Below are 22,186 nucleotides of genomic sequence, written 5' to 3'. Positions count from 1 at the left end.
TTGTGGAAGGCATATTCCTAAAAACATTTGAATATTAAAAAGCACCCTCGATTGAGAGTGCCAAGAATTATTCTTTATGTCTTTTGAAAAACAATTTGATATTTGTGTCGTTCTTTGATTCTTCCTGTATTGCAGAAACTAATTCCCACCCATCAGAACCGTTTTCGTTTAGAAGATTAATTAATGATTCATCAACATTCGGAATCTGACGATCATTTACTTTCGGTATAAAGGTAAAAACTTTATATTCCCAATTCATATAATTCCTCCTTTCGTCTTTACCATAATTCGACAAAAGGAAAGTATTCCCTGCTATTTTAGACATAAAAAATAACGCTAGCTTATGCTGCGTTTCTCTTAAATCATATTAATATTCTCACTCTGGGAAAGTACATTATACTTACCGCCTTTAATTTAGTGGCGGAATAAATTCATACGTGATCTTCATAACCTGTTTATCAGTCTTTGTAATTGGATTAGCTAACAGTGCGCGAGAACCGAACATACTCATCTTTCTATGCATGTACCCAGAAGAGAATAACCAACCATCATGAATTAATAGAACGTTATTTTCAGTCATTCTCCAAGCCTTAGCACCTTTAACGAACCAACTCCCCATAATCATACCATCTTCAAAGTAACTAAGTTGGCCTTTACTGTATGATGGATCAGTAGTTAGAATAGGCTCTCGGCGTAATTCATTAAATGTCTGATCAAAGTACATTAATTCACGCGCAGATGAAGGATAGTTTGCAACTACAAATTCTTGAGTTTTTTCATTATAAAGTATACCTCCGGTGTAGCCATTACCAAAGTCTTTAACTTTAGTTATTTTTCCTGGACTGTCAAGGCTGGCCTTTATTATTGTGTAAGTTGATTTGTCGCATATAAAGTAGATAAAGCCATCTACGATACAGCTTTGTTTAATATCAGAATAGTTTGAGAAACCTTCCCAAGGAAACTTACCTAGCAGTACCCAATCGTCAGAGTATACATATACACCTGAAGATTTTGCAACGTAGTACTTATTTTCTGAATGTGACACGGCATATGCTCCTGATAAAGGTGCAAACCCCTTATTGTTAGTGTAAGGTGCCCTACCGTCTGGTGGGCCAAAATAGACACTTTTAATTTCACCATTAGCGGCATTAGTAGGGAAATCAAATACAAGTTTTACATACCCCCAACGGTTAACTGTTTCTGCTATATTAACTGTACCTCTTAGAGGATCAGCGCCTGTAAATACCTCAGAAGATGACGCCCATCCAATAGTGTTACCATTAATAAGCCACTCTTTAGACGGATCCTCTGGATGCGCTGCGTCAGTTAGGATTATTCGACCAAACATATCGTAGTATTGATATAGTACCTCTTGCGAATCTACTGCTCTACGATAAGTGAAGATGTTATTAATAGCTGCTGCGAACAAAGTTGTAAGTACATCGTTTGCAATAAAGTTATGCTGCCCGATTTCCTGTACTAATTCACCAGTAGAAGCGTCAACTAATTCTATCTTAAGTTGTCCTTTTGCATGCAATGCAGGCAAGTCAATTTTCTCTATCATAGCTTATCCTCCAATACAATGCCGTGTGATGTAATAACTTGACGTGGTTCATTAGTGACCTTCTCTGTCTTCATAGCAGGTCCTAAAGGAACGCCACTAGCTCCGCCTGAACCACCACCATTTATAACAGCGTTTGCTACAACTTTATTCCAGTCATCTTCAGTTCCTTTGAAGCCAGCAGCAACAGCAGCAGGATAAGAATTGTCACCCTTAAGTGAATTTAGCCATTCTTGCTCAGTGCCTACAAAGCCATTCTTAACCGCAACTTGGTAAGCTGAATCCCCAGGATTCCCTTTCGGACCTGGTGGACCTTGCTCTCCACTACCACCTGAAGTTGTTTGAGGGACAAACTTCTCACCATCCCAATATTGCGGTATGACTGCGCCAACTGCATCACGGATTAGCTTCTTTTTTGTAAAATCAATATCTTCGCCACCTGGTACTATAAAAACTTCCTTTACATCATCCCAACCCTGACTAGGTATAGGGCTTCCCAATGCATCACGGATTAACTTTTCTTGATTAATTTTCGTCATATTATCACCTTCTGTAGTTTGCTAATGGCATCCGTTTGCACTTCACGCTTTTTCTTATTGGTGAAAAACGTAATCTTGGATACTCGCCTTCTTTGATTTTCCACACATTTTCAAAATCCCAACCTATATAATTCTCCTGTGTTTTCATTTGTGCTGTAGTGCGAGCTTCTGGAAACTTAGGATTCCCTAATATAGGTTCCCAATAGTTTTCCCACAATTCCCCTGAAATTGGTTTAGCTCTATAAAAAGGAGGATACCGTTCTGGAGGTTCTGTCCAATCATCTCCCCAATAGTTATAATCTTGATCACCTTGAGTTTTAATACATACATAGATATTCTCGTCTGTCCCTTTGACCAAGGCACCTCCACCATAATCGTTATACCAAACATCATCTTCCCAACTGTAATTAATTAGAGTTTCAGCATCGCCATAACAGGATGTCATCTCATTCGAATCGTTAGATGCTAATAAAAATAACATCCCAATACTCCACTTATCAGTTATTAAATTAGTCATATCACCAGTAATTAAACCAGCAGCATAGCAATTTTTATATTTACTTTCAGATAGATAAGAATTCCCACTAAAAATACCACCTCGCAAGTAAGTGGTATCCGGTGTCAAAAGTAATTTAGTTACAGTACCTGTAGCAGAGCAATTTTCATAGTTAGTACGAGCACAACTTCCACAAAAACAGCCGACATTGTAATAACCACTCACATTCGCATTAACTACTTCCATTTTCTTTATATTAGCTCCTTGTACATTGCCAAATGCTCCGCCAATTGTACCTCCATTAGTATCATTTACATCAGGCTCACTAATGGATATATTTTCAACATTTGCATTCCGTAGTACTAATCCAACTAGTGATCCACAAGATGCATTTTCTTTATTATTTAATACTGTAGGTGTAATTAATCGCAAATTTTTGATAGTGCCACTACCATCAAGTAAACCAAACAAACCAGCCTGAGAATGTTCTTCATTCACAATATTCAATCCATTAATATCAAAATTCCCACCATCATATGTCCCCCAAAATGGCGGCGTTGAACTGCCATTGCATATAGGGTCCCATGTACTGCTTATTGTTATATGTTCATTTTGCTTATAATGAAATTTTCCATCTAAATTTTTTTTATCAATGTCCCGCAAATCTTGTTCAGTTTTAATTAAAAATGGGTCATCTTTTGTACCAGTTCCACCACTAAACATAATCCCCCTCTCCTTCTTCTTCCTCTGTCCCCTCTTGACACACGGCTTGTACACTTATATCTACATTTCCACTTTTCAGTCCTTTTAATTTAATTTTTACTCCTATATATTTATCTTCTGCATCATCTTTATTTAATTCCCATAGTGCTACTATTGGCTCTGTTTGTTCTACCTGGCCAATCCCCGTAGTCACACTAATTACTTCATCATAGGAAGTTGTAAAAAGAAAATCAGCCCCTTCACTACCTACTGATACAGTTTCCGACTCTAAATAATATGTTGGTCCAAGTAAACCAGGGTCAACAATCTCATCATTTTGTGCTGTAAATCTAATAGCATACCAAGCTTGCCTGTGCTTTGATGAGTCAAATTCTGATGGTGGTTTTTCAAGAATGCTAATAACAATGTACATCACATTTTTGCGTGGGAAAGTCCAGTCCTTTATACCCTCGTATGATCTGTTAGTTCTTATACCTTTACTGCTGTAAGTACGTATACCAACATAATAAGAACGATATTTTCTTAATAACGTCAAGCGTAATCCGTTGTGTTCGAGTAATGCTGTATAAAATATTTCTGCTTGGATGGCATTTAATGAAGGACTAGCAGGTACTGACACATCATTTAATTGCAAACAATTTACTTCTCCAATACGTAACTCGTACAGAGGTTCAAATGGTATCTTTTCGAAAGCAACGCCATACACCACATTCTTATGAACAGTTGGATCAAATTCTGAATTTGGAACTTCTGAAACAGAAACTACTAAGTATTCTGCATCATCACGCGGCAGTTTCCAATTGGGCAACTGATCTCTTATCGTTTCGTAATCGTACACAAATGGGGCACCATCAGAGCTGAACGTCACAATAGTTATTTTATAATTACTAAATTCACGCCTTAATGATAATTTAATACCTCCGTACTCTTGCATCAGATGATAGTTTAACTTGACAGAAAAATCATCAAGCTCTAGATTTTCACCTTCTGTGTCAATTAACAAGCTACTGTTGCCTAACATGTTGTTCTTACCAATTTTAAATTCACGTAACGGGTCAATATAAACTTTATTGAATTTCACTGCATAATCTCTTACTTTGTGAATCTCTGGATTAAGTTGTTCGAGAGGCACTTCACTTATGGTAATACTGATTGCTTGCATTTTAGGTTTTGGAAATGTCCAGTTACTCATGACGTCAGCTATTTTCTCAAGTTTGTATTCTTCATATTGATTGTCCTCATACCACTCACTGATGTACACGTGGTACCTACTGTATTGGGGCTTAACCTTTAAAGACATACCTTTTAGTTCACCTTGGATATAATAATCAATAGAGGTAGATATATTGTCAGGTAAGATTTCTTCCTCGCCAAGTTCGATTCCATCAAGAGCCATACAATTGATCTTGCCCATTTGCCAGCTCTGCAAAAAGTAATTTAAGGTAGGGTCTTCTTTCTCTTCATATCCCTTATCTTCATTCATGATATTCACAATATCACGTATAACCTGCCCTACATCCAACTTCGGTACTTCTTTAAATAAAGGATTATAACGTTTACCTACGATACGTTCCGTTGCATCAATGGCTAAATCTGTATCAATCATGCGAACGGTATCCCCTAGCTCAGCTGAAGCGATTTCTTGCTGTTGAGAGCCAGACATTTTACTAAAATCGATAATGTCTACTTCATGTGCATATTCAAACGAAAAGTTTTCATCTAAATCAATTTTTTGAGTAATCGATTGAATGTTTTTCCCAACCTCTAACATAAGGTCATTATTGGCACCACGTCTGTTATGAATCGTAATGACAAACTTGTTATATTCAACTTCTAACCCATTTTGGCGTGCAAATTCATTAATGCGACTCCTACCACCTTTAGCGCTTGGCCTATAGTAATAATAACCGCCTGCTAAATCAATAATCTGAAATCCGTTCATTCCCCAGCATTGCGAAATGATACTCCGTGGTGAACCCTCATAAAATTCTTCTTCATCTTCTGCTACAAAGGGCGCTTCCGATGGATTATTTAATACATAACTTACATGCTCAAGCATCAGCTTAATTGCTTTACTTCGATCACGCTGCTTGTCTACCCCAGCAATAATAAAATAATCCCCATCCATTTCCACTAAATTAGGATAGTGTAAAAAGGAGGGGAATATATTTTCAGCCATTTGTATGTCAGCAGTGTATTGGTCATTGATGACTTCATAAATCTCTGCGTTAATAACATTTTCAAGCGTACCGATAAGCGATAGATTGCTATGATTTAAAACCTTAATATCGTAACTCATACAGCCACCATATCAGGTGAACAACGGAACGTTGCCCAAAATAACCCGTCATCCACGATACGCTCAAAATCTTCACTAGAAATAAACTTGGCCATGTATGCCCACTTTGAATCTTCATCAAAAATTAATCGCTCTTTCTGTGATGATTTAAAATAACCACGCAAAGCCCGACAAGCATCATAATAGGTTTGACCTGGCAACGGTGTAAGTAGGAATTGTATGCGAATTTCAATATCACTTTCACTATTATCAGTTACCACTACACTGCCACTAACCTCTGGTAATTTTATAAATGAATCACTAAATTCACCAAAAAGGGGCCTTTCGGTGTCCATAACCTCAAGCCCAAATTGTGAACAGTGTATTCCTTTAAATGTGATGTCACACATACTATTTCCCCCTTCGATCACGTTGCTGCTGCTCATAAATTTGACGTGTAATTTTCTTAACATCAGCTTCTTCGCGAATAATAAATTGTGCGCCTTCTAACATGCGTTCATAATTATTGTGAATTACTTGCGGTTCTTGTTGTCCTCCACCAGATGCATCAAATATGGCTTTACCAATTGCACCTAACACTCGCTCATTAAGAGGTAAAATGGCTTCTGGACCAGCTTCTCCTACCCCGTGCAATCCATTTCCTGTATTAAACAACGTTGGCTTATTAAATACGCCACCTTTTGCATGCCATTGAATATCGATTTTAGGAAGCCCTTCGCCGAACCAATCTAACGGATTGATAGAGCCCTTAATACTAAATTTCGGCACTTTAAGTTTCGGCCAATTAAAATCGAATTTAAAGAATCCTTTTATAGCATCTATTGCTTTTTTAACGGCATCCTTTGCTTTGTTTATTGGTGTCTTAATGGCTGAATAAATAGAATCCCATTTTTCTTTAACCTTCCCAAGCAAATCACCGAATGAAAAGAATCCTTTGATTTTGTCGACAACAGTCTTGGCTATATCAGAAATTTTTGACCAGATATTCGAAAAGAAGTTGGAGACACCCGTAAAAATTTCAACTGTCTTACTTTTTATTGTGTCCCAGTTTTCGACAATCGTTTTTACTAATATGCCAACTGGTCCAGTAACGACAGCAAGGATAGTTTTCCAATTTCCCCTCATGAAGTCGGCTATAACGCCACCAGCTGTTTTGAAAATACCAACAATAGAATCCCATAAATCGGTGAAGAATTCTGCTATAGAATCCCAGTTTTCAATAATTAACGGAACGGCTATGGTTAACGCAGTGACCGCGATCCCAATTGGGCCTGTTAAAGCACCAAAAGCAATTCTTAAAGCTGGTAAGATTTTCGAGGCTAGATTCGTAATGACCGGAATGAGCTTATCTAAAATCGAAGCAAATCCAGCACCACCCTTACCACCACCAAATAAGGTGGTTATGGTGTATATCGCTGGACTGAGTGCGGTGAATGCCCCGACTAATGTTCCAATAGCACCAACAACAGCTACAATTATTGATGTTAAACCAGAATGCTCTTTTGCAAAACTAGCAATACCCGATACTACTTCAGCAATAACACCTAGCAACGGATCAAGTGCTTTTTTTACATCCGTGGCTGCTTGTCTCAACTCTGTCATTGGATCAGTATTTAGTTCTTTAGTTTTGTCATTGACATCCTTTTGACCTTTAGCAACTTCTTGTTGACTAACGTATATACCTTTTAATATCTTGGGAATCTTATCTCCTTGGTCCTCATACATCGTCCCAAAAAGCTCTACACCAATTGTCTCGCGTAGTGTTGCATCTTCAATAGTATCTAACCAAGCAGCCATTTCGGTGAATGCTTTTGCACCCTCTTCTCCGCCTTTAGCTATCGCTTTGCCGAATCCTTCTAACTTAGTAAATAAGGCTTGTACAGCGGCACTGTCAGGTGGGTCTTTCGCTATCGCTAACTTTTCGGCATTCATGGCTTTAAATGAATCTAATTCAGCTTTGTGCGCTTCTCTTACAGCATCCATTTCATCAGACAGCCGTTCATTTAAAGCTTGTTTACGATTGTTTTGTTCTTCTTTAAGTGCCGATAACTTTGCTTGACTCACTTCTCGTAACGCATCAATCTGTGCCTTATTAGATTCACTAAGCACCTTTAATTCCTCTTGTTTGCGTTGTTGAAAAGCTTCTTTTTGAGCGTTATGTCGTTCTTGTAAGGCTGCTTTTTCAGCTGCTTGCATTTCTTTTAATGCATTTTTCCGCTCATCAAATCCACTTTTTAACGTTTCTTTTTCGTTTGCAATTTGCTCTGAAAGTTGTTCTTTTCGAGTCTCAGTCTCAGTTTTAAGCGCTTCTTTTTTAGAATCCGATGCTTCTTTTACCGAATCCTTTTGACCTTTCAAAACTTCAATTTGTTCTTTGCGATCTTCTCTGATTTTTTCAAGACGTAACTGTTCTTCAAAATTGCGTAATTCTCGCATTGCATTCTGCCGATCAGCGTTCGTTTTCGCATTATTTACACGTAAGTTTAGTTCAGCACGTTTCTGTGCGTTCTCTTGTTTCTTAATGGCTTTATCTTCAGCTTCGGTTTTAGCATTTAATGAATCTATTTTATTGTCTAAGGCTTTTAACTGATTATATTTTTCTTCATCAATGAGCTTCATACGCTCTTTGTACTCTTTGTCTATGAGCTTTATTTTTGCTTGAGAGTTTTTCTCAAAAATTTTCAGCTCTTCTTGTTGCGCCTTTTCTAACTGACGTAACTGTTCTTGCTGATTTTTAGTTAATGTCTCAGTTTCAGCAGTTAATCTTTTTTCCAATGCTTTTTGTTGCCGTTCATAGCTTTTAACCGTAGCATCATAATTAGCACTTAATTTTTTTTCGAGTGCTTTCTGTTGTTGGTCATAACTCTTAGATACAGCGTCATACTCTCTTTGAAGCAGTTTATCTAAAGATTTTTGTTGTTGAGCATGGCCCTTGGAGATGGACTTCTCTCGATTACTTAGCGATTTTGCTAAGGCATCTTCTTGTTTAGAAAAGTTGGCTTCCATCGCGGAAAGTTGTTCATCTGACATTTTTTGCGTATCCCCAACAACATCACGAATGGCATCCTTCATGGATTCACTCAAACCGCGTCCCATTTCAACAGCACGAATACGACCTTCTTTTAAACCATCTAAAAGGTTATCGATGTTCCAAGATTTTGATAAAGCTGCATTCGCTAAAATTGTTTGGATCTCCTGAGCATTGTAGCCCGCCCGTTTTAGCTGTCCGCCATATTCGCTGATAATATCTAATTGTTCTGGAGGAAATCCGATATCAAGTAAACTATTAACCAATTCAATAGCTTCTATATTGGAAATACCAAGTGCGTCACCAATTTCGTTTGTTTCTTGGATCAATTCTGTGAAATCGATACTAGCATAAGACCTTGTTATTGTAGCAGCACCCTTAACTACTGCCATATTCGCTTCGTCAGTAGCATCAGCATTCAACGCCCATTGACGACGTACTCCTTCAAGTGCAGCCTCTTCGTCCCCTATTAGTACGGTTACATCTTTTATTGAGCTTCTTACTTTACCTAAAGATTCTTCAGGTACATTAAATGACAAATTAATCGAAGTATCGAGACTGGCACTAGATAATGCTGCCGATACTGCTGTACTTACTCCAATAGCCGCAGTCGCTGCACCTGCCATAGACTTTAAGCTATCCGCAAGACCATTCACTTCTTGTTCAGCTTCATTTGCTTCTTGTCCCAATCGAGCTAAATCTTGTCGAACTTGTTCAACAGAAGAACCGCTGTCTAACGAACGAATGGATGCTCGCAACTCTGTTATATCACGACCTGCGTTTAATGATGAGCGCGCGATTTTATCGAATGCAGTATCTAATTCTTTTGCACTGGCAGAACCATTTTGGATAGCTCTTGTTAAATCTCGCCCCAATAAATCAGAAAAATCACTAACCGATTGGCCAGTGACTGAAAATAAATTTTGTAGTTGTCGTAAAGACTCCGTTTGATCAGCTTGAGCTTGTTTAGCACGTTGTAAGGCTTGTTCTGTTCCTGTGATGGCATTTGCTGCTTGTTGTTCAGCAATTTGATTACGTTTGAGCTGTTCCTCAAGTTTTTTTGCTTCCTCTGAATTTTCACCCCATAAATTTTTTGCACGTGCTAAAGTTGCTGTGGTTTCTTCTGTTTTACGCTTTGCCACTTCATAAATTTGTTGTAAACCACTCATTTTTGCCTCTAGCTTTTCAGTCTCAGAAGCATTGTGTTTCATCTGTTCTTGTTGGAGTTTCATCTGTTGACGTAATGATGTCGTTTCTTTATTCATTTCCGTCATTGATTTATTAAATTCTTGGTTAAATGCCTTGAAGGTTATTTTGACTTCGTTATTATTGTTAGCCATATACTCACTCTCCTATCAGGCTATTACTCCACCCATCAAACGCCAGTTTATTCGCATAAATACGCTCTACTGTTGCGATTGGACCATGCCAAAAGGTTTCTGGGTCGATGCCTGCTATTAATACGTAGAGTGTGTAAAGGTCCTCCACATGCTTGATAACTAGCTTTGGTGGCGTTGTTTTTTTTTAGATTTTTTCGTTTGTTTGTGTAAAGCTTTAGCAAACTCATTCGATTCATTCAATAATCCAACAATCAAATTGGCATAAAGTTGGATTGTATCTGTCAATGGATAATGGTACATTTCTAAAAATTCATCAAAGGATAATCCAAGATTTTTATTGGCGCCAATTGCAGCTAGATAAATAACAGCAATTAATTTTTGCTCATCAAAAGCGTTCAATAACTCAAGAGAAGCTTCTTCATCAGATTGAGTAATAAGTGTTTCAAGTCCCTTTATTTTCAGTAAATCTTCAAACAAACTCGATTCTAATAGGCCTGTATCATAACCTTTTTTCACGGCAGCGTTCGTTAAAAAGGCTGGGTGTACTTTCGTGTTAACAAATCGCTTTTCAAATTCACCTTCCACTTCTACAACTTCTACTTCTTTTAACTCGACCTTTTGAATTTTCATGTGATTCTCCTCCATCTATTCAAAAATAAAAACACCTCCATATTTGGAGGCGTTGAATTGGAATAAAGTTTGATTAAAAGTAATTCTAAAAATCATTTTTTATAGTAAATGAAAAGAAAGCATATTGAATAAAGATTGGTCAACATGCTTTCTTCTTTGTTAATTTAGTATTAAGTTTTTATAAAAAAGTTTAACGATTTTTTAGTAGCTCTTCTTCAACCAAAGCATCCGTTAGTTAATTAAGAACAGCGACGCTTATTCAACAATCGCGCCTGATTGTGGAATGACCTTAGGTTAAATCTTATCTAAGGTAAATTTATGATTTTATTATATGCTGTTTTCCTCTACGAAATTAACAACAAACTCCTTAGCATCTTCAAATGTATTGTTATCAATCAAATCATAACGTATCTCGTACCATCTATCTTCAAACTGTATTTCAAATGCATACATTTCATTTTCTCCAAGTCCTTGAGAATAAAAAACAACCTTGTCCTTTACTTTGAATTCTCCATCATAATAAGGTTGTTTTTCCATCATTCCTGGGCCCATCCAAATAGTGATGACAGGTATTGCTTTGTATTGTTCATCAATAAATGCTTCAAAACCTTGTTGAACACCGCCAATATTTAATCTTTCATCCGTCTTCAAGGAGTAATCAACATATAGATTACTTAATTCGTCAGTGAATTCAAAATCACTGTTATACTTATAATGAAAGCCTGCTTTCCTTATAACATATTTAGGATGTTCGGGTATATGAACTTTGAGATTCATTCTTTCTTCCATTTGTTTTTCGATTTCTTGTTGAGGTGTCCTACTATTCTCAACACCTGTAGTTTGACATCCTGCTAGAACAATTGACAACAAAATAATGGTCGTTAATAATACGAAAACTTTTTTCATAGAAATGATTTCCCTTCTTTAATTCCCTATTCTAGTATAGTTTATAAGAATGCGTTAAAAAAGAAAATTAGCTCATACTCACTTATTAGATTATACCGAAATAATCCAAACGCTTATTAAACTATTCTGCCCCGTTAGCCATCCATGTAGCGCAAAAACCAGCGCTACACCACAGAAAATGAAAGATGATTAAGTTCTTTCATGGGAGTTTAAGTACATTTCTTCACAATCTTCACATTAAATTCAACAAATATCTAGTTGAAAATCACCTCTAACTAAAGAGATGATTGTATCAATCTTTTTTACAAAGCTACAATAAGCGTTCAATTAAGGTGTATCTGGTTCAGTTTTCTCGACTAATTTTCGTGTGAAGTTTGTATGCCAAGTTTCCGCAATTTCTGGATCTTCTAACTCAGCTGTAATCGCCTCATAGTAGAATTGGCCATTTGCATCAGCAACTGCACTAAATGCTAGTTCCAACATCGCTAACTCTTCTTGGGACGTATCAATGTTGATGGTAAAACCACCAGCATTAGATGCTTTAGGGAATGCAATTAATTTTGTGAGGTCCTCAAATTCATCTACCACATCAGCTGTAAATACAAAGTCTTTACCTAATGAATTGGAGCCATAACTATAGATACCAGGCTTTAAATCCTCATTAGATAAACCGAAATAGTCACGTAAAACTTGTACAGGTACATGGACACTAACTGTTACATTTAGCTTTATTGTCACGGTTTTTTCCGCAATTATTGCACGGCCACATTTTTTCGATAAAACGGTTGTCTCAGGTTCAGATGCGATCGTACCTACACAACCAAATTTTGTACCTGGTTCTTGTTTGCCTCCTTTCATAAATTGAATCGATGCGTTTTTGATATTCCACGCATCAAATTGCTCAATTACTTGTTTTGTCATTATAAGCCCTCCTCTATTAATTCTTCTAATGCGCCATGTAATTTCTCTAAAATTTTAGGCGTTGATTTCTGTAATGAACGATCACTAAAATGCTGTGACCAGGGATTCGAAGGTCCTCGACCTTCATCAGGGAAAACCAAGTATCCAAAACTACCTTTTTTATTGGCGGCTCCTCCCTTTGTTTTCACAACAAACCCCAAATTATGTTCCTCACTTGTTGACCAATTACTTTCTTTCGCATGTCTCTTATTGGCAACATTTGAAACGGGTAAAAGATTGGACATTTCTTTTGTAGCAATCTCAATAGCATCCGTGTGTAGAACTTTGTTAATGGCTTTCTCAGCCCGACCCGGTAACGCCTTAATTGTTTCTTCCAAAGAAGTTAAATCATCAAATTCAACTAGTGACCTCATAATTCAACACACCCAGTTACAATTCTGCGTTGATACAAAAACACAATTCTATCAACATAGTTATCCGTATCTTTTCTTTTTAATCTTTGTTTTTGGGTACGTTTCAAAGACATGCGAGGTAAGTTAGATAGTTCTGTAATAATATCAATCGTACGTTCGTCAATGTCGTCACGGTTTTCTGAATAGTAATAGATAACTACATCTTGACTGATAGACCTATTATCATCATTTTTATTCATGTCACCTGTTTCATAAACAAAGAAATGATAGTTCTTTTTCTTAAACTGAGTTTCTTCATCCTCTGCTAGATCATCCTCAAAAACAGGAATATCAAAGGTGTTTAACGCTGTAAGTAAAGCATCAATCTGTTCCTGCATCTTGATTTTCGTTTTGCTCATGTGCTCCCACCTCCTGCAAATAAAAATAAAGATACATCTTTTCACGGTCACTATCTACCTTTATGACATCGTACTCTATGCCTTCTACAATGACTTTCAATTTACTTTTATCAAATTTGCGTAATTGAGGAGGACAGAGCGTGCGAATTTTCAAGCTCAAAACAGCACTTAATACTTTTGCCGTTTCATAATCTTCATCACGACACGACATCTCTTGATAAGCAAGCCGACCTATTGGAACAAATTTTTCACCGATTCGTTTCCTCTTCGCGGACCGCCCAGTTTCCTTTGTGCCATATTGAATATAACCATCGTTTAAAACATCACGGATCTTCTTGTTCACCATCAACAGCCCTCTTCTCTAAGGCGACATGTAGTATTAGACGCTTGAGTTCATCTGCAAAGTTCTTCTCAAATTCATCCGCTGCATTATTGTAAACATAACGGCAACGCTCGAGTAGTAGCTCTGTTTCCCATTGATCCAATTCAAAAGAAAAAGCCTTACTCGTTAATTTTTCTAAGTAAGACTTTGCTCTATTAATGATACGTTCTAATTCAGCATCTTCATCATCCCAGGTAATTCGTAAACGACCTTTTAATTCTTTAAGTAATTCAGGCATGGTTATTCACCGCTTTTTAATGCATTTTCAGCTTCAATAGCTTCCTCTTTACCTTTTACTTTAGTGCCGTCAGAAAGCTCATAATAGCCTTTTCCTGTGTGCTTTGGAAACTCTGACACTTGTTCTTTTGTTTCTTCTTGTTCATTGATTAATACATCGGCAAGATAGATTTTTTTATACTCAGGATGTACACCCGTTAAAAAATACACACGTTCCTCATCAGCCATATAACCTTCAGCTGGATATGTGTCACCAGCCTTATACATATGGCCATCATGTTCAAGCGCTTTAAATGGATTTACTACTTTTGCTGTAATCATGTTCGTTTCCCTCCCAAATTAATTAAGGTGTGTCTGGTGTATTTGTAGTGGCTGTGTTGTTGATAGCCATATTTGTAATATCAAATACGATGAACGAATCATTATCAAGTGGACGACCGTTTGTTAATTGACGAGTTAAATATAAACGTTGATCTTCAATTAAACGTAATACGTCAGTAGATTCTAATTTTGTTTCACCAGCTACACCCATGAAATAATCTTTCGGTTTACCGGAAATCATTGTGTTCAATGGTACAGCTGGCGATTGAATGATTTCCAAACCAGGAATAGCAAAATTATTATGTGTCCAAGAACCGTCATCCCGTTGTTTTGCCCCATATGCAAATAATTTTGTCGCATAATCGAACGGGTTAATGATTAATGATACGCCCGTATAACTACGTGTACCGCTTTTTGTTGTTGGTGCCAATATTTTTTCACCGATTTCTTGAGGTGTGAAAACATCCAAAGTTACTTTGTCTTTATCTGGATATGCGCCATCCACAATAGCACCTGCTAAATTTTTTATCATACCGATCGGTTGTTTTTTACCGGTCCCTTTAACAATGACATTTTCTAACTCTGTTGAAATAACTTCTGTTAAAAATGCACGTACATAACGATCTAACCATTCGGGTCCAAGTTCGAACATTGCTTTGCAGACAACTAAAAATCCAGAAAGTTTATACATACCTTGCTCGATTGTTTCAAATCCATGGTCAACCATTTCTTTGATTTCATCGCATACATCTCCCCAGAAGGCTGTTGTTGCCCCTTCCTTACGCACTACCCATTGCGTATTTGCACCGACGCGCTGAAAATTAACGCGTGACAATAATGGATGGTCCATTGCTAAATCTTCGAATACACGTTCATATACAGTTGGTGGTACAAATGTAGATACACCGTCAAATGATTGCACATCAATTGCAGCGTTATAAAATTTCTTCTCCTCTGTCGTCAATGTACGTATGCCTCGTGATGCTAATACAGCATTGTCCCATTGTTGCTCGTTTGCACGATTGGCCTCGCGGATTGTCGTATTCATTAAATCTTGGAAGTGTAGCATATTACTTTCATAATTCTCAACAATTCGAGCTGCAACTTCGTTTGGATCAGCGCTTTCAAATGCTGCTTTTAGAGCTGCCACTTGAGCTTCTTTATTTTCGATAACTTTTGGTTCATTATCTAAATTTTTAATACCTGTCATATAAATGACCTCCTGTTTTTGAATAAAATAAAAACGCCTACTCAATTGAGTTGCGTTGGAATTTTGTTAAAATATTTTGTTTTGGTGATGACTCTTGCTTAAAACGTGCAAGGACACTATTTTTAAATGCTTCTGCATCTGTTTTGGTTTCGTCGTCATCGGCTGTGTCTTTCACAATTGAAGTTGAGGCGAAGCCAATTGCAATAGCTTCATCAGCAGTAAACCATGTCTCATTATTGACCATCTGCTCGATTTCTTCACGCTCTACTATTGCCTTCGTCATATAGATGTCTACCAAAGATCTATCGAGCTTAGATAATAACTCAGCTTCTTTTTCTAAATCTTTTTTAGTTCCCCAAATACCTGTAGATGCTTCGTGAATCATCAACATTGATCCTGTATTCATTACAAGTTCATCCGCTGCCATCGCTATAATAGATGCTGCAGAACAAGCCCAACCATCTACAATAATTTTCACTTCAGCATTATGATCCTTCAAGCGATTGTAAATTGTAATACCGTCAAAAGCGTCACCGCCAGGACTGTTAATACGAACCGTAATATTGTCAGTCGTTACATCTTTTAATAATGAATCAATATCACTTGCAGAAATAGAATCGTACCACCAGCTTTCCCCAATGTCGCCATAGATGACAATTTCAGTGGTGGACGCATCAATTTTTTTTGCGGATAGTTGCTTTTTAATTTCTGGAATTTGTTCAGCATATTGTTGATTTTTAAATTGCTTTAAACGATTTTTCATGTTAAGTTTCACCCCCTTTCAATGCCTGTTCAACTGTTTGATAATTTTTAGTAATATGTCTTATATTCGCAATTGGATCATCTACCGTTTCGCGCCCCATTTCTTCAAAAATTTCATTTAGCGTAAATCCGATTGCAAACATTTTATCTAATGCGGTTGCTAGCTCTGTAATGTCCGATACTTTGATTTTCGACGTATCAATCTTTAAATACGTGCGGTTTAAATATTCTTCTTTGGAGTAAGCCTTGCGATTAATTTCGTCCTCCATCATCTCGGCAGGCGGATTGATGGCAAACATAATTAAGTTGTCCGTTTGTTTATCGATGTCCGCTAAATCACCTTTGAGTAGACCACGTGGTACATGAAAAGCCATCGCCACATAATTAAAAATGTCATCTATAAGATTACTAATGTCTCGACTGTCAATCGTTAATCCGACTTTAGCGTCTGACATATCTTCAAGTTCAAAGCCTTCTTGTAGTTGGAAAGCAACGCTTTTCTTATCTGGATCAAACCAATTTTTCAATTGTGTTTCAAACATATCGTCAATTGCTTCTTGCGTTTTATCATCTTGCGGTCTTAAAAAATCACCTTTTACTAATACACGCTTATTATTTTTAAGCTTGTAGTAACTCTTAGCTGCCTCAATCATTCTTCCATGAGATTCATACAAATCATTTATGACAGATAGTATTTTTGTATCCGTCAACTTCAAACGAATGACTTCGGATTCTACAAATGTCTTGTCCATCGTTAAATCACCAATTTGGATACCAGAATATTTATTCTCATAGAATGCAAACTCTTCCACATTAAAGCTATCAGCTATATAGAAGTTGTTATTCTGCATAATAATTAAACAATCGCCATCATAGATAAGTTTTCTGATTGCTTTATGAAAGAAAGCAGTCGCATTTTGATTTTGGTTTGGCTGCACATTTAAAGCGTAGTACATGTTTCCTCTGTGTGCTTTACCTTCTTTGAATGTCTTAATTTCACATCTTGATAAGGCATTAGCGATTAAGTTTACACATGTTTCTACAGCTAGTTTCTTGTAATAATACTCAGCTGACAGTTCATAATAGCAATCTTTTAAGCTTTCTAATTGGCCGTTTTTAAAGAATCGCTTCACCCATCCCCATAAACTCAATATTCTCACCTCCTAATAGCTGTATGTTTTAAATGCTTTTGCTACATTTTCTTTTGTGATAATTCGCTTTTCAGTTAATAAGTTTTCATGCTGCAGCGCGTGCAAGAATGCAAAAAAGCCGTCAGTCTTTCGTAATTCCGGCTCAATTTTTTCATAAGTAATATTTCCTTTTCCATCTCGTTTCACATACGTATTCCACGTATACCAACGCATCATGAAATCATCTCCCCACAGTATCTTTTCATGTGAGAACATTTCTTCAATAACTGGCTCTAATATCGTGTGAGTTAGTGAACCTTTGCGCGCCTTAATAAGATCTAGCCCATAGTCTTTAAATTTTTCTTCTAAATGAGCAAATTTTACATGGTCCGCTGCAACCGTTTTTATCCGATATTTTTTCGACTGTTCAAGGAACCAATTAGCGATTTTTTCTGGACTATTTGTTTCTTCATAAATAATAGTGGCTAGTCCTTGTTGCACCGCCAAATCAATATCAATTTTAAAATCATACAACTTTAAACTACGATGATTGATAAATGTATGATGTATCCAAAAACGTTTTCCTTCATGTTTAAATAGTAATCCTACCCCTACAAAATCACGTATATCTGCATAGTCGACGCCACCGATACATTCTAATCCTTTTAGGTCTGGCAATGATTTACTAGCCGCTTCTAACTTCGGCCAATCCGTAACGCCATTTGCAGACAACATAAATGGCATGTTCATACGTTTCGTAATAAATTCAATTCGTAAAGAAGGTCTAGTTTTTAAATTATCATACTCTAGCAGCATTTCTGATTTTAAATGTGGTAAAAAGTTGATTCCTGGATTCGCCTTTTCCCACATGGCCACATCATGCATTTCCTCTTCATCGTCAAGATGTGCAAGAAACGGGAACATTCGCGAGTTAGGAAGCTCGCCTTTCAAAATCATATCTGCTTCAGCTTTAAAATCATCGAGTACACCACCACGTACATATCCGTCAGTTGTGATATAGATACGTCTTCCCAGTGGCACTTTACCAAGAGCTGAAGTAAATACTTTGATATTGTCATACGACTCATACTCATGGACCTCATCAAAAATTATCGCACCTGGACGCAATCCATCCTTTGTTTTGGCATTATTCGTATGATAAGTTAATATCGATTTTGATTTTATATGCTTTATTTCTTCTTTGGTCCACTTAAAGTGTTTCTTCATCTTTTCTTTACGATCATCTAAAATGTCGTATACATCATTAAACGAGGTTTTTGCTTGTTTTTCAGAGGTTGCAACAATGTCAACGTTATACCCTCTGACGCCCTGCTTTGCTATAAAGTATTTACTGATAGCAGCAATAAAACCGTTTTTGCCTGCCCCACGTCCCCACATTAAAAAGAATTCATTAAATACTAATGTCCCATCTTCATAAAAAAGTCCAACCATACATGCCAACACAAATAGCTGTGCTGGATACAGTTTGAATGGGAAATAGCGTTCAATAAATTCCTTCGCTTCTGTTATTTCATTCGTTTCAATACTTACATTTGGCTGTTGCAGCTTACGATCCACTAATTCTACAAGCAATTTGACATTTTCAGATACGATATACTTTCCGCTTCTGACACCGTTAATATAATCATCGATGTAAGGATGATATTTATAATTCGTCATCTTCATCATCCACATTCTCCATATCCGCTGCTTTCAATCCCAGTTCAGCGAGTATGCGTAACATTTGTGCGTTTGTCTTATTCAATTCAGCTACGCTATCATTCTTCTTTTCCACGTACATGCCAGGTACAACGACACCTCGTTCATTAATATCCTCGATTAAGAGGTTTTTAACATCCCAAAGGGCCATATAATCATCGACTAAATCAATGTAATATGATTGATCAAGACCTCGCAACTTGAGTTGATCTTTTAGATCCCTTTCAATTAGTAATCGTAATTTATTATGACTAGGTACTAATTCGATGGACGGTGGTGCATCGACTATCTCAACACGCACACTTTCGTGTGCACTATTTTCCTTTTTTTCTTTCCAATTGTATCTTTTATACCATGACTTAACTGTGTTTTCTTTCACACCATATTTTTCAGCAATGTCCTTATATTTCATGCCTTTTAGCCAATCTTCATACGCCATTTCATGTTTCATGCATCCTCACCGCCCACCTTCCTTCATGAATATTTATGCACGCTTACATAGGGTGCAATTACTACGTGGAAATCAAAAAATATTTTCTCCCATGAACCCTACTCGTTGAATGAATCCCTTAATAAATCGGAAATTTTTTGACCGGGGGGTATTTATTTTACGTATTTCAAATGCTGATCAGCGAAGTCAATGATGTACCAAATTTCTTCAGCCGAAACTGATAACAGCTCACACGTGAATCGTATTTTATCAGTTGAGTTTAATTTCTCACGCACTTTATCAATCGTCATGTGCTTGCACTTACGAGCATTAACACAATCTCTTATCTGTTTGTATCGATAGTAAGCGTAACGAATAAAGGCATTCAGCATGTCTCGCTCATACCAATCACGATACTCATTTGTAACTGCAACATTGATAACATCTGTATCATATGTCCATGTGCCATCAGTAAGTTGCATCCCTACCACCTCTCGTCATTTGTATATTTATTTTTACGTGTTGATTCCAAACGATCATGTACTTCATTGTGGCATTTAATACATAAACATTGTAAGTTATTTAGAGTCAATGACAGCTGTGGATGCGTCTTGACTTCCTTCATGTGATGAACGTTCTCGGCCTTATGATAGCGACCAGCTGCTTTACATAATTGACATTCAAAGTTGTCACGCTTTAATGCTTCTTTGCGTAAAGACATCCACTCATTTGATTTATAGAACTTCATAAGCTCACCGCTAAATATGAACGAGATGAGCTCTTGCTTACGTGCTTCTTTAATCATTGTTCATCCCTCCACAATTCATAGTCTACTCGCAAGATCCATTCGATACATCCATCGGACTTCATGGCATAATAAAAAGCCACATAAAGTAATATGACTATTTCTAAACTAATTCTTCAATCTGTTTTTGAATAATATTTATATGGCTTTTTAAGTACCTATCAAATAATATAAGGTTCTCATTCCTTTCCAATATTATCCTTCGTAATCCTAATACTCTTCTTGCCAAATAAGTATCTGGGATTCTTTCTAAGCCTTCAATATCAATATACATGTTATTTATTTCCCTACTAAATTTTAGATAATCAGTAATGTATCCTTCTCTTAATATCTCATAGTTAATACTATTAACATTATTGACTATCCAAAAAAGATCTTTTTCTCTAAATCTTATATTGGTCCGTAATTCACTATCATAGGAAGGATTAGAATGTTGTTCAGCAAAAAATCTGACAAATTCCATTGCTTCATCATTTAAACGTTTCAAAATTACTAAATTGTGTAAAATATTTTCTTTCTTCTGTCTTTCTTCTTTTTTCTTATCATGTTCTATTTGTTTTTTCATTTGGTATGTAGCAACAAAATATGCGCCAAATGCTCCAGCAATTCCACCAACCATGCTTAATAAGCCGCTAATTATAGCAATTCTATTAGGTTTTTCGAGTTCACCAACACCAATTTGATACGCAATAATTGTAAGAACTACTACTACACTAATTGTAAGTCCAGCTAGTGAAATCAAAACATTTACTAATAATTTCTCACTTTTATTCACTAAAATACCCCCAAAATTTACTAAATTGATAGTATCATGGGAACGAAATAAAGACTACACTCTTATGAATGTAGTCCTGATTGATTGTGTTAAGCAATAATAAAAAGTCACACCTGTTAGATGTGACCGGATAACGCTATTTATAGATAGATTCCCTGTTATAATAAGGGAAAGGAGGTGATAACATGAACAAGAGACCAACTAGTAAACTTTCTAACCCTAATACTGTAACACCACGTAAAATTAATGACTCTGTTGATAAACCCTCATTTACCAGCAGACCCCCAAAACCGGTAACACCTAAGAAGTAAGTCCATTAGGAAACCTATCGTTGAACAAATCTTGCGCTTCTAGGGCGCTATTTAAATTGTAGATATTTATGACAATTCCATTATCAATATCTACATAAGTCTGATCAATTTGAACATCGTAATATTCCATAATTTTTGTCCAATGATCAACTGCCTCGAGTACTATTGATTTTCCACTTTCATGTGCTCGAGGCACTTTTATTAAAAGTCCAATCATAGATGTAGATTCTCCGTATTTCTTAAACTCTATTATTTGCCCTTCATTATTCAAAAAAGTGGAATCCCATACTGTTGTATGCACATTTAAAGGGGCAATATTATTTTTTTCTCTTACTTCATTTATTTTGTCCAACATTTTTTTGTATGCATTTTTTGAAATAAATTTCGCTAAATAAAAACTAACTACAATCGTGATTGAAATATAGAACAATATAAACCATACGCTTCCTGATAATTTAATCAGGCTTTCTAAATTATCAACATACATCCAGTCTTTTTTTAAAAGCGGAAAATCAAAATTCGGCTGTATCACAGTCCATCGAGACATTAATGCAAGTGAATTATAAATCGTTAATACTACAGATACAATCGGAATCCATAATAAAATACTTATTGCAACTACTTCACTATTTTCTCTTTTAGTGGTTGGTGTTATTCCAAATAAATTTATCCAAAAGTACGTTAATAGTCCAGGAACTGTGAATATAATTAGTGTAATTACCTCTTTCAAATTCAACACCTCCTTTAATTAAAATCTAACTTTAATAATTATAACGATTTTTTTACCTTAATTAAATTAGCATAATAAAAAGCCACACCTTGTTAGATGTGACTCTGTAGTGTTGACGTT

At 36.4% G+C, this 22,186-nt stretch carries 24 protein-coding genes; all 24 read right to left on the bottom strand.

Annotated elements, in window-relative coordinates:
* Positions 1-67 precede the first annotated feature (67 nt).
* The gene (locus tag AN161_RS20190) at positions 68-259 is read right to left on the bottom strand and encodes a DUF4177 domain-containing protein (RefSeq protein ID WP_053596129.1); all 192 of its coding nucleotides are present in this window, start codon (positions 257-259) and stop codon (positions 68-70) included.
* 150 nt (positions 260-409) lie between these two features.
* Positions 410-1,546 (bottom strand): hypothetical protein, encoded by a 1,137-nt coding sequence (locus AN161_RS20185; protein WP_143114943.1) that lies wholly within the window; start codon positions 1,544-1,546, stop codon positions 410-412.
* A 14-nt stretch (positions 1,547-1,560) separates the two neighbouring features.
* Positions 1,561-2,100 carry a hypothetical protein gene (locus tag AN161_RS30210; RefSeq protein ID WP_053596127.1) on the bottom strand — a complete coding sequence of 180 codons (540 nt, stop codon included), beginning with the start codon at positions 2,098-2,100 and terminating at the stop codon, positions 1,561-1,563.
* A gap of 4 nt (positions 2,101-2,104) precedes the next feature.
* Positions 2,105-3,319, bottom strand: a complete 1,215-nt coding sequence (locus AN161_RS20175; RefSeq protein ID WP_053596126.1) for a hypothetical protein — start codon at positions 3,317-3,319, stop codon at positions 2,105-2,107.
* Positions 3,312-5,618, bottom strand: a complete 2,307-nt coding sequence (locus AN161_RS20170) for a hypothetical protein (RefSeq protein ID WP_053596125.1) — start codon at positions 5,616-5,618, stop codon at positions 3,312-3,314. Before AN161_RS20170 ends, AN161_RS20175 begins: the two co-directional genes overlap by 8 nt.
* The gene (locus AN161_RS20165) at positions 5,615-6,007 is read right to left on the bottom strand and encodes a distal tail protein Dit (protein ID WP_053596124.1); all 393 of its coding nucleotides are present in this window, start codon (positions 6,005-6,007) and stop codon (positions 5,615-5,617) included. The genes AN161_RS20170 and AN161_RS20165 overlap by 4 nt, the downstream gene beginning before the upstream one ends.
* Before the next feature lies 1 nt (position 6,008).
* Positions 6,009-9,986 carry a hypothetical protein gene (locus AN161_RS20160; protein ID WP_053596123.1) on the bottom strand — a complete coding sequence of 1,326 codons (3,978 nt, stop codon included), beginning with the start codon at positions 9,984-9,986 and terminating at the stop codon, positions 6,009-6,011.
* A gap of 159 nt (positions 9,987-10,145) precedes the next feature.
* On the bottom strand, positions 10,146-10,616 hold the full coding sequence (locus AN161_RS20155) for a hypothetical protein (RefSeq protein WP_075807306.1): 471 nt from the start codon (positions 10,614-10,616) through the stop codon (positions 10,146-10,148).
* Between the two features lie 327 nt (positions 10,617-10,943).
* Entirely contained in the window at positions 10,944-11,522 is a 579-nt protein-coding gene (locus tag AN161_RS20150; RefSeq protein ID WP_053596121.1) for a hypothetical protein, read from the bottom strand.
* A gap of 327 nt (positions 11,523-11,849) precedes the next feature.
* Positions 11,850-12,443 (bottom strand): hypothetical protein, encoded by a 594-nt coding sequence (locus AN161_RS20145; RefSeq protein ID WP_053596120.1) that lies wholly within the window; start codon positions 12,441-12,443, stop codon positions 11,850-11,852.
* Positions 12,443-12,856 carry a hypothetical protein gene (locus tag AN161_RS20140; protein ID WP_053596119.1) on the bottom strand — a complete coding sequence of 138 codons (414 nt, stop codon included), beginning with the start codon at positions 12,854-12,856 and terminating at the stop codon, positions 12,443-12,445. The genes AN161_RS20145 and AN161_RS20140 overlap by 1 nt, the downstream gene beginning before the upstream one ends.
* Positions 12,853-13,254 carry a hypothetical protein gene (locus tag AN161_RS20135; RefSeq protein ID WP_053596118.1) on the bottom strand — a complete coding sequence of 134 codons (402 nt, stop codon included), beginning with the start codon at positions 13,252-13,254 and terminating at the stop codon, positions 12,853-12,855. Before AN161_RS20135 ends, AN161_RS20140 begins: the two co-directional genes overlap by 4 nt.
* Positions 13,217-13,600, bottom strand: coding sequence for a hypothetical protein (locus tag AN161_RS20130; RefSeq protein WP_053596117.1), 384 nt, complete (start codon positions 13,598-13,600; stop codon positions 13,217-13,219). The genes AN161_RS20135 and AN161_RS20130 overlap by 38 nt, the downstream gene beginning before the upstream one ends.
* Positions 13,578-13,874, bottom strand: a complete 297-nt coding sequence (locus tag AN161_RS20125; RefSeq protein WP_053596116.1) for a phage head-tail connector protein — start codon at positions 13,872-13,874, stop codon at positions 13,578-13,580. The genes AN161_RS20130 and AN161_RS20125 overlap by 23 nt, the downstream gene beginning before the upstream one ends.
* Positions 13,875-13,876: 2 nt before the next feature.
* Positions 13,877-14,194, bottom strand: coding sequence for a hypothetical protein (locus AN161_RS20120; RefSeq protein ID WP_053596115.1), 318 nt, complete (start codon positions 14,192-14,194; stop codon positions 13,877-13,879).
* A gap of 22 nt (positions 14,195-14,216) precedes the next feature.
* Positions 14,217-15,404, bottom strand: a complete 1,188-nt coding sequence (locus AN161_RS20115; protein WP_053596114.1) for a phage major capsid protein — start codon at positions 15,402-15,404, stop codon at positions 14,217-14,219.
* A gap of 37 nt (positions 15,405-15,441) precedes the next feature.
* A complete protein-coding gene (locus tag AN161_RS20110; RefSeq protein WP_053596113.1) occupies positions 15,442-16,167 on the bottom strand; it encodes a head maturation protease, ClpP-related in 726 nt (241 codons plus the stop codon).
* 1 nt (position 16,168) lies between these two features.
* On the bottom strand, positions 16,169-17,317 hold the full coding sequence (locus AN161_RS20105) for a phage portal protein (RefSeq protein ID WP_053596112.1): 1,149 nt from the start codon (positions 17,315-17,317) through the stop codon (positions 16,169-16,171).
* A gap of 12 nt (positions 17,318-17,329) precedes the next feature.
* A complete protein-coding gene (locus AN161_RS20100) occupies positions 17,330-18,985 on the bottom strand; it encodes a terminase TerL endonuclease subunit (RefSeq protein ID WP_053596111.1) in 1,656 nt (551 codons plus the stop codon).
* Positions 18,963-19,466 (bottom strand): helix-turn-helix domain-containing protein, encoded by a 504-nt coding sequence (locus AN161_RS20095; protein ID WP_075807304.1) that lies wholly within the window; start codon positions 19,464-19,466, stop codon positions 18,963-18,965. Before AN161_RS20095 ends, AN161_RS20100 begins: the two co-directional genes overlap by 23 nt.
* Before the next feature lie 152 nt (positions 19,467-19,618).
* A complete protein-coding gene (locus AN161_RS20090; protein WP_053596110.1) occupies positions 19,619-19,927 on the bottom strand; it encodes a hypothetical protein in 309 nt (102 codons plus the stop codon).
* Between the two features lie 2 nt (positions 19,928-19,929).
* Positions 19,930-20,193: an HNH endonuclease signature motif containing protein gene (locus AN161_RS20085; RefSeq protein ID WP_053596257.1), complete on the bottom strand. Its 264-nt coding sequence runs from the start codon at positions 20,191-20,193 to the stop codon at positions 19,930-19,932.
* Between the two features lie 160 nt (positions 20,194-20,353).
* Positions 20,354-21,025, bottom strand: a complete 672-nt coding sequence (locus tag AN161_RS20080; RefSeq protein ID WP_053596109.1) for a hypothetical protein — start codon at positions 21,023-21,025, stop codon at positions 20,354-20,356.
* Between the two features lie 300 nt (positions 21,026-21,325).
* Positions 21,326-22,066 carry a hypothetical protein gene (locus AN161_RS20075; RefSeq protein WP_053596108.1) on the bottom strand — a complete coding sequence of 247 codons (741 nt, stop codon included), beginning with the start codon at positions 22,064-22,066 and terminating at the stop codon, positions 21,326-21,328.
* Positions 22,067-22,186: the final 120 nt, after the last annotated feature.

The organism is Lysinibacillus sp. FJAT-14222 (assembly GCF_001278875.1).
In the GTDB taxonomy this organism is placed as follows: Bacteria; Bacillota; Bacilli; order Bacillales_A; family Planococcaceae; genus Lysinibacillus; species Lysinibacillus agricola.
Note: the sequence above shows the minus strand (reverse complement) of the source record. Positions and strands in the feature narration are given on the sequence as shown.

Excerpts from the sequence above, each read along its gene's own strand:
- AN161_RS20190 (WP_053596129.1), bottom strand. The coding sequence starts at position 259 with ATGAATTGGGAATATAAAGTTTTTACCTTTATACCGAAAGTAAATGAT.
- AN161_RS30210 (WP_053596127.1), bottom strand. The coding sequence starts at position 2,100 with ATGACGAAAATTAATCAAGAAAAGTTAATCCGTGATGCATTGGGAAGC.
- AN161_RS20175 (WP_053596126.1), bottom strand. The coding sequence starts at position 3,319 with ATGTTTAGTGGTGGAACTGGTACAAAAGATGACCCATTTTTAATTAAA.
- AN161_RS20170 (WP_053596125.1), bottom strand. The coding sequence starts at position 5,618 with ATGAGTTACGATATTAAGGTTTTAAATCATAGCAATCTATCGCTTATC.
- AN161_RS20165 (WP_053596124.1), bottom strand. The coding sequence starts at position 6,007 with ATGTGTGACATCACATTTAAAGGAATACACTGTTCACAATTTGGGCTT.
- AN161_RS20160 (WP_053596123.1), bottom strand. The coding sequence starts at position 9,986 with ATGGCTAACAATAATAACGAAGTCAAAATAACCTTCAAGGCATTTAAC.
- AN161_RS20155 (WP_075807306.1), bottom strand. The coding sequence starts at position 10,616 with ATGAAAATTCAAAAGGTCGAGTTAAAAGAAGTAGAAGTTGTAGAAGTG.
- AN161_RS20150 (WP_053596121.1), bottom strand. The coding sequence starts at position 11,522 with ATGAAAAAAGTTTTCGTATTATTAACGACCATTATTTTGTTGTCAATT.
- AN161_RS20145 (WP_053596120.1), bottom strand. The coding sequence starts at position 12,443 with ATGACAAAACAAGTAATTGAGCAATTTGATGCGTGGAATATCAAAAAC.
- AN161_RS20140 (WP_053596119.1), bottom strand. The coding sequence starts at position 12,856 with ATGAGGTCACTAGTTGAATTTGATGATTTAACTTCTTTGGAAGAAACA.
- AN161_RS20135 (WP_053596118.1), bottom strand. The coding sequence starts at position 13,254 with ATGAGCAAAACGAAAATCAAGATGCAGGAACAGATTGATGCTTTACTT.
- AN161_RS20130 (WP_053596117.1), bottom strand. The coding sequence starts at position 13,600 with ATGGTGAACAAGAAGATCCGTGATGTTTTAAACGATGGTTATATTCAA.
- AN161_RS20125 (WP_053596116.1), bottom strand. The coding sequence starts at position 13,874 with ATGCCTGAATTACTTAAAGAATTAAAAGGTCGTTTACGAATTACCTGG.
- AN161_RS20120 (WP_053596115.1), bottom strand. The coding sequence starts at position 14,194 with ATGATTACAGCAAAAGTAGTAAATCCATTTAAAGCGCTTGAACATGAT.
- AN161_RS20115 (WP_053596114.1), bottom strand. The coding sequence starts at position 15,404 with ATGACAGGTATTAAAAATTTAGATAATGAACCAAAAGTTATCGAAAAT.
- AN161_RS20110 (WP_053596113.1), bottom strand. The coding sequence starts at position 16,167 with ATGAAAAATCGTTTAAAGCAATTTAAAAATCAACAATATGCTGAACAA.
- AN161_RS20100 (WP_053596111.1), bottom strand. The coding sequence starts at position 18,985 with ATGATGAAGATGACGAATTATAAATATCATCCTTACATCGATGATTAT.
- AN161_RS20095 (WP_075807304.1), bottom strand. The coding sequence starts at position 19,466 with ATGAAACATGAAATGGCGTATGAAGATTGGCTAAAAGGCATGAAATAT.
- AN161_RS20090 (WP_053596110.1), bottom strand. The coding sequence starts at position 19,927 with ATGCAACTTACTGATGGCACATGGACATATGATACAGATGTTATCAAT.
- AN161_RS20085 (WP_053596257.1), bottom strand. The coding sequence starts at position 20,193 with ATGAAGTTCTATAAATCAAATGAGTGGATGTCTTTACGCAAAGAAGCA.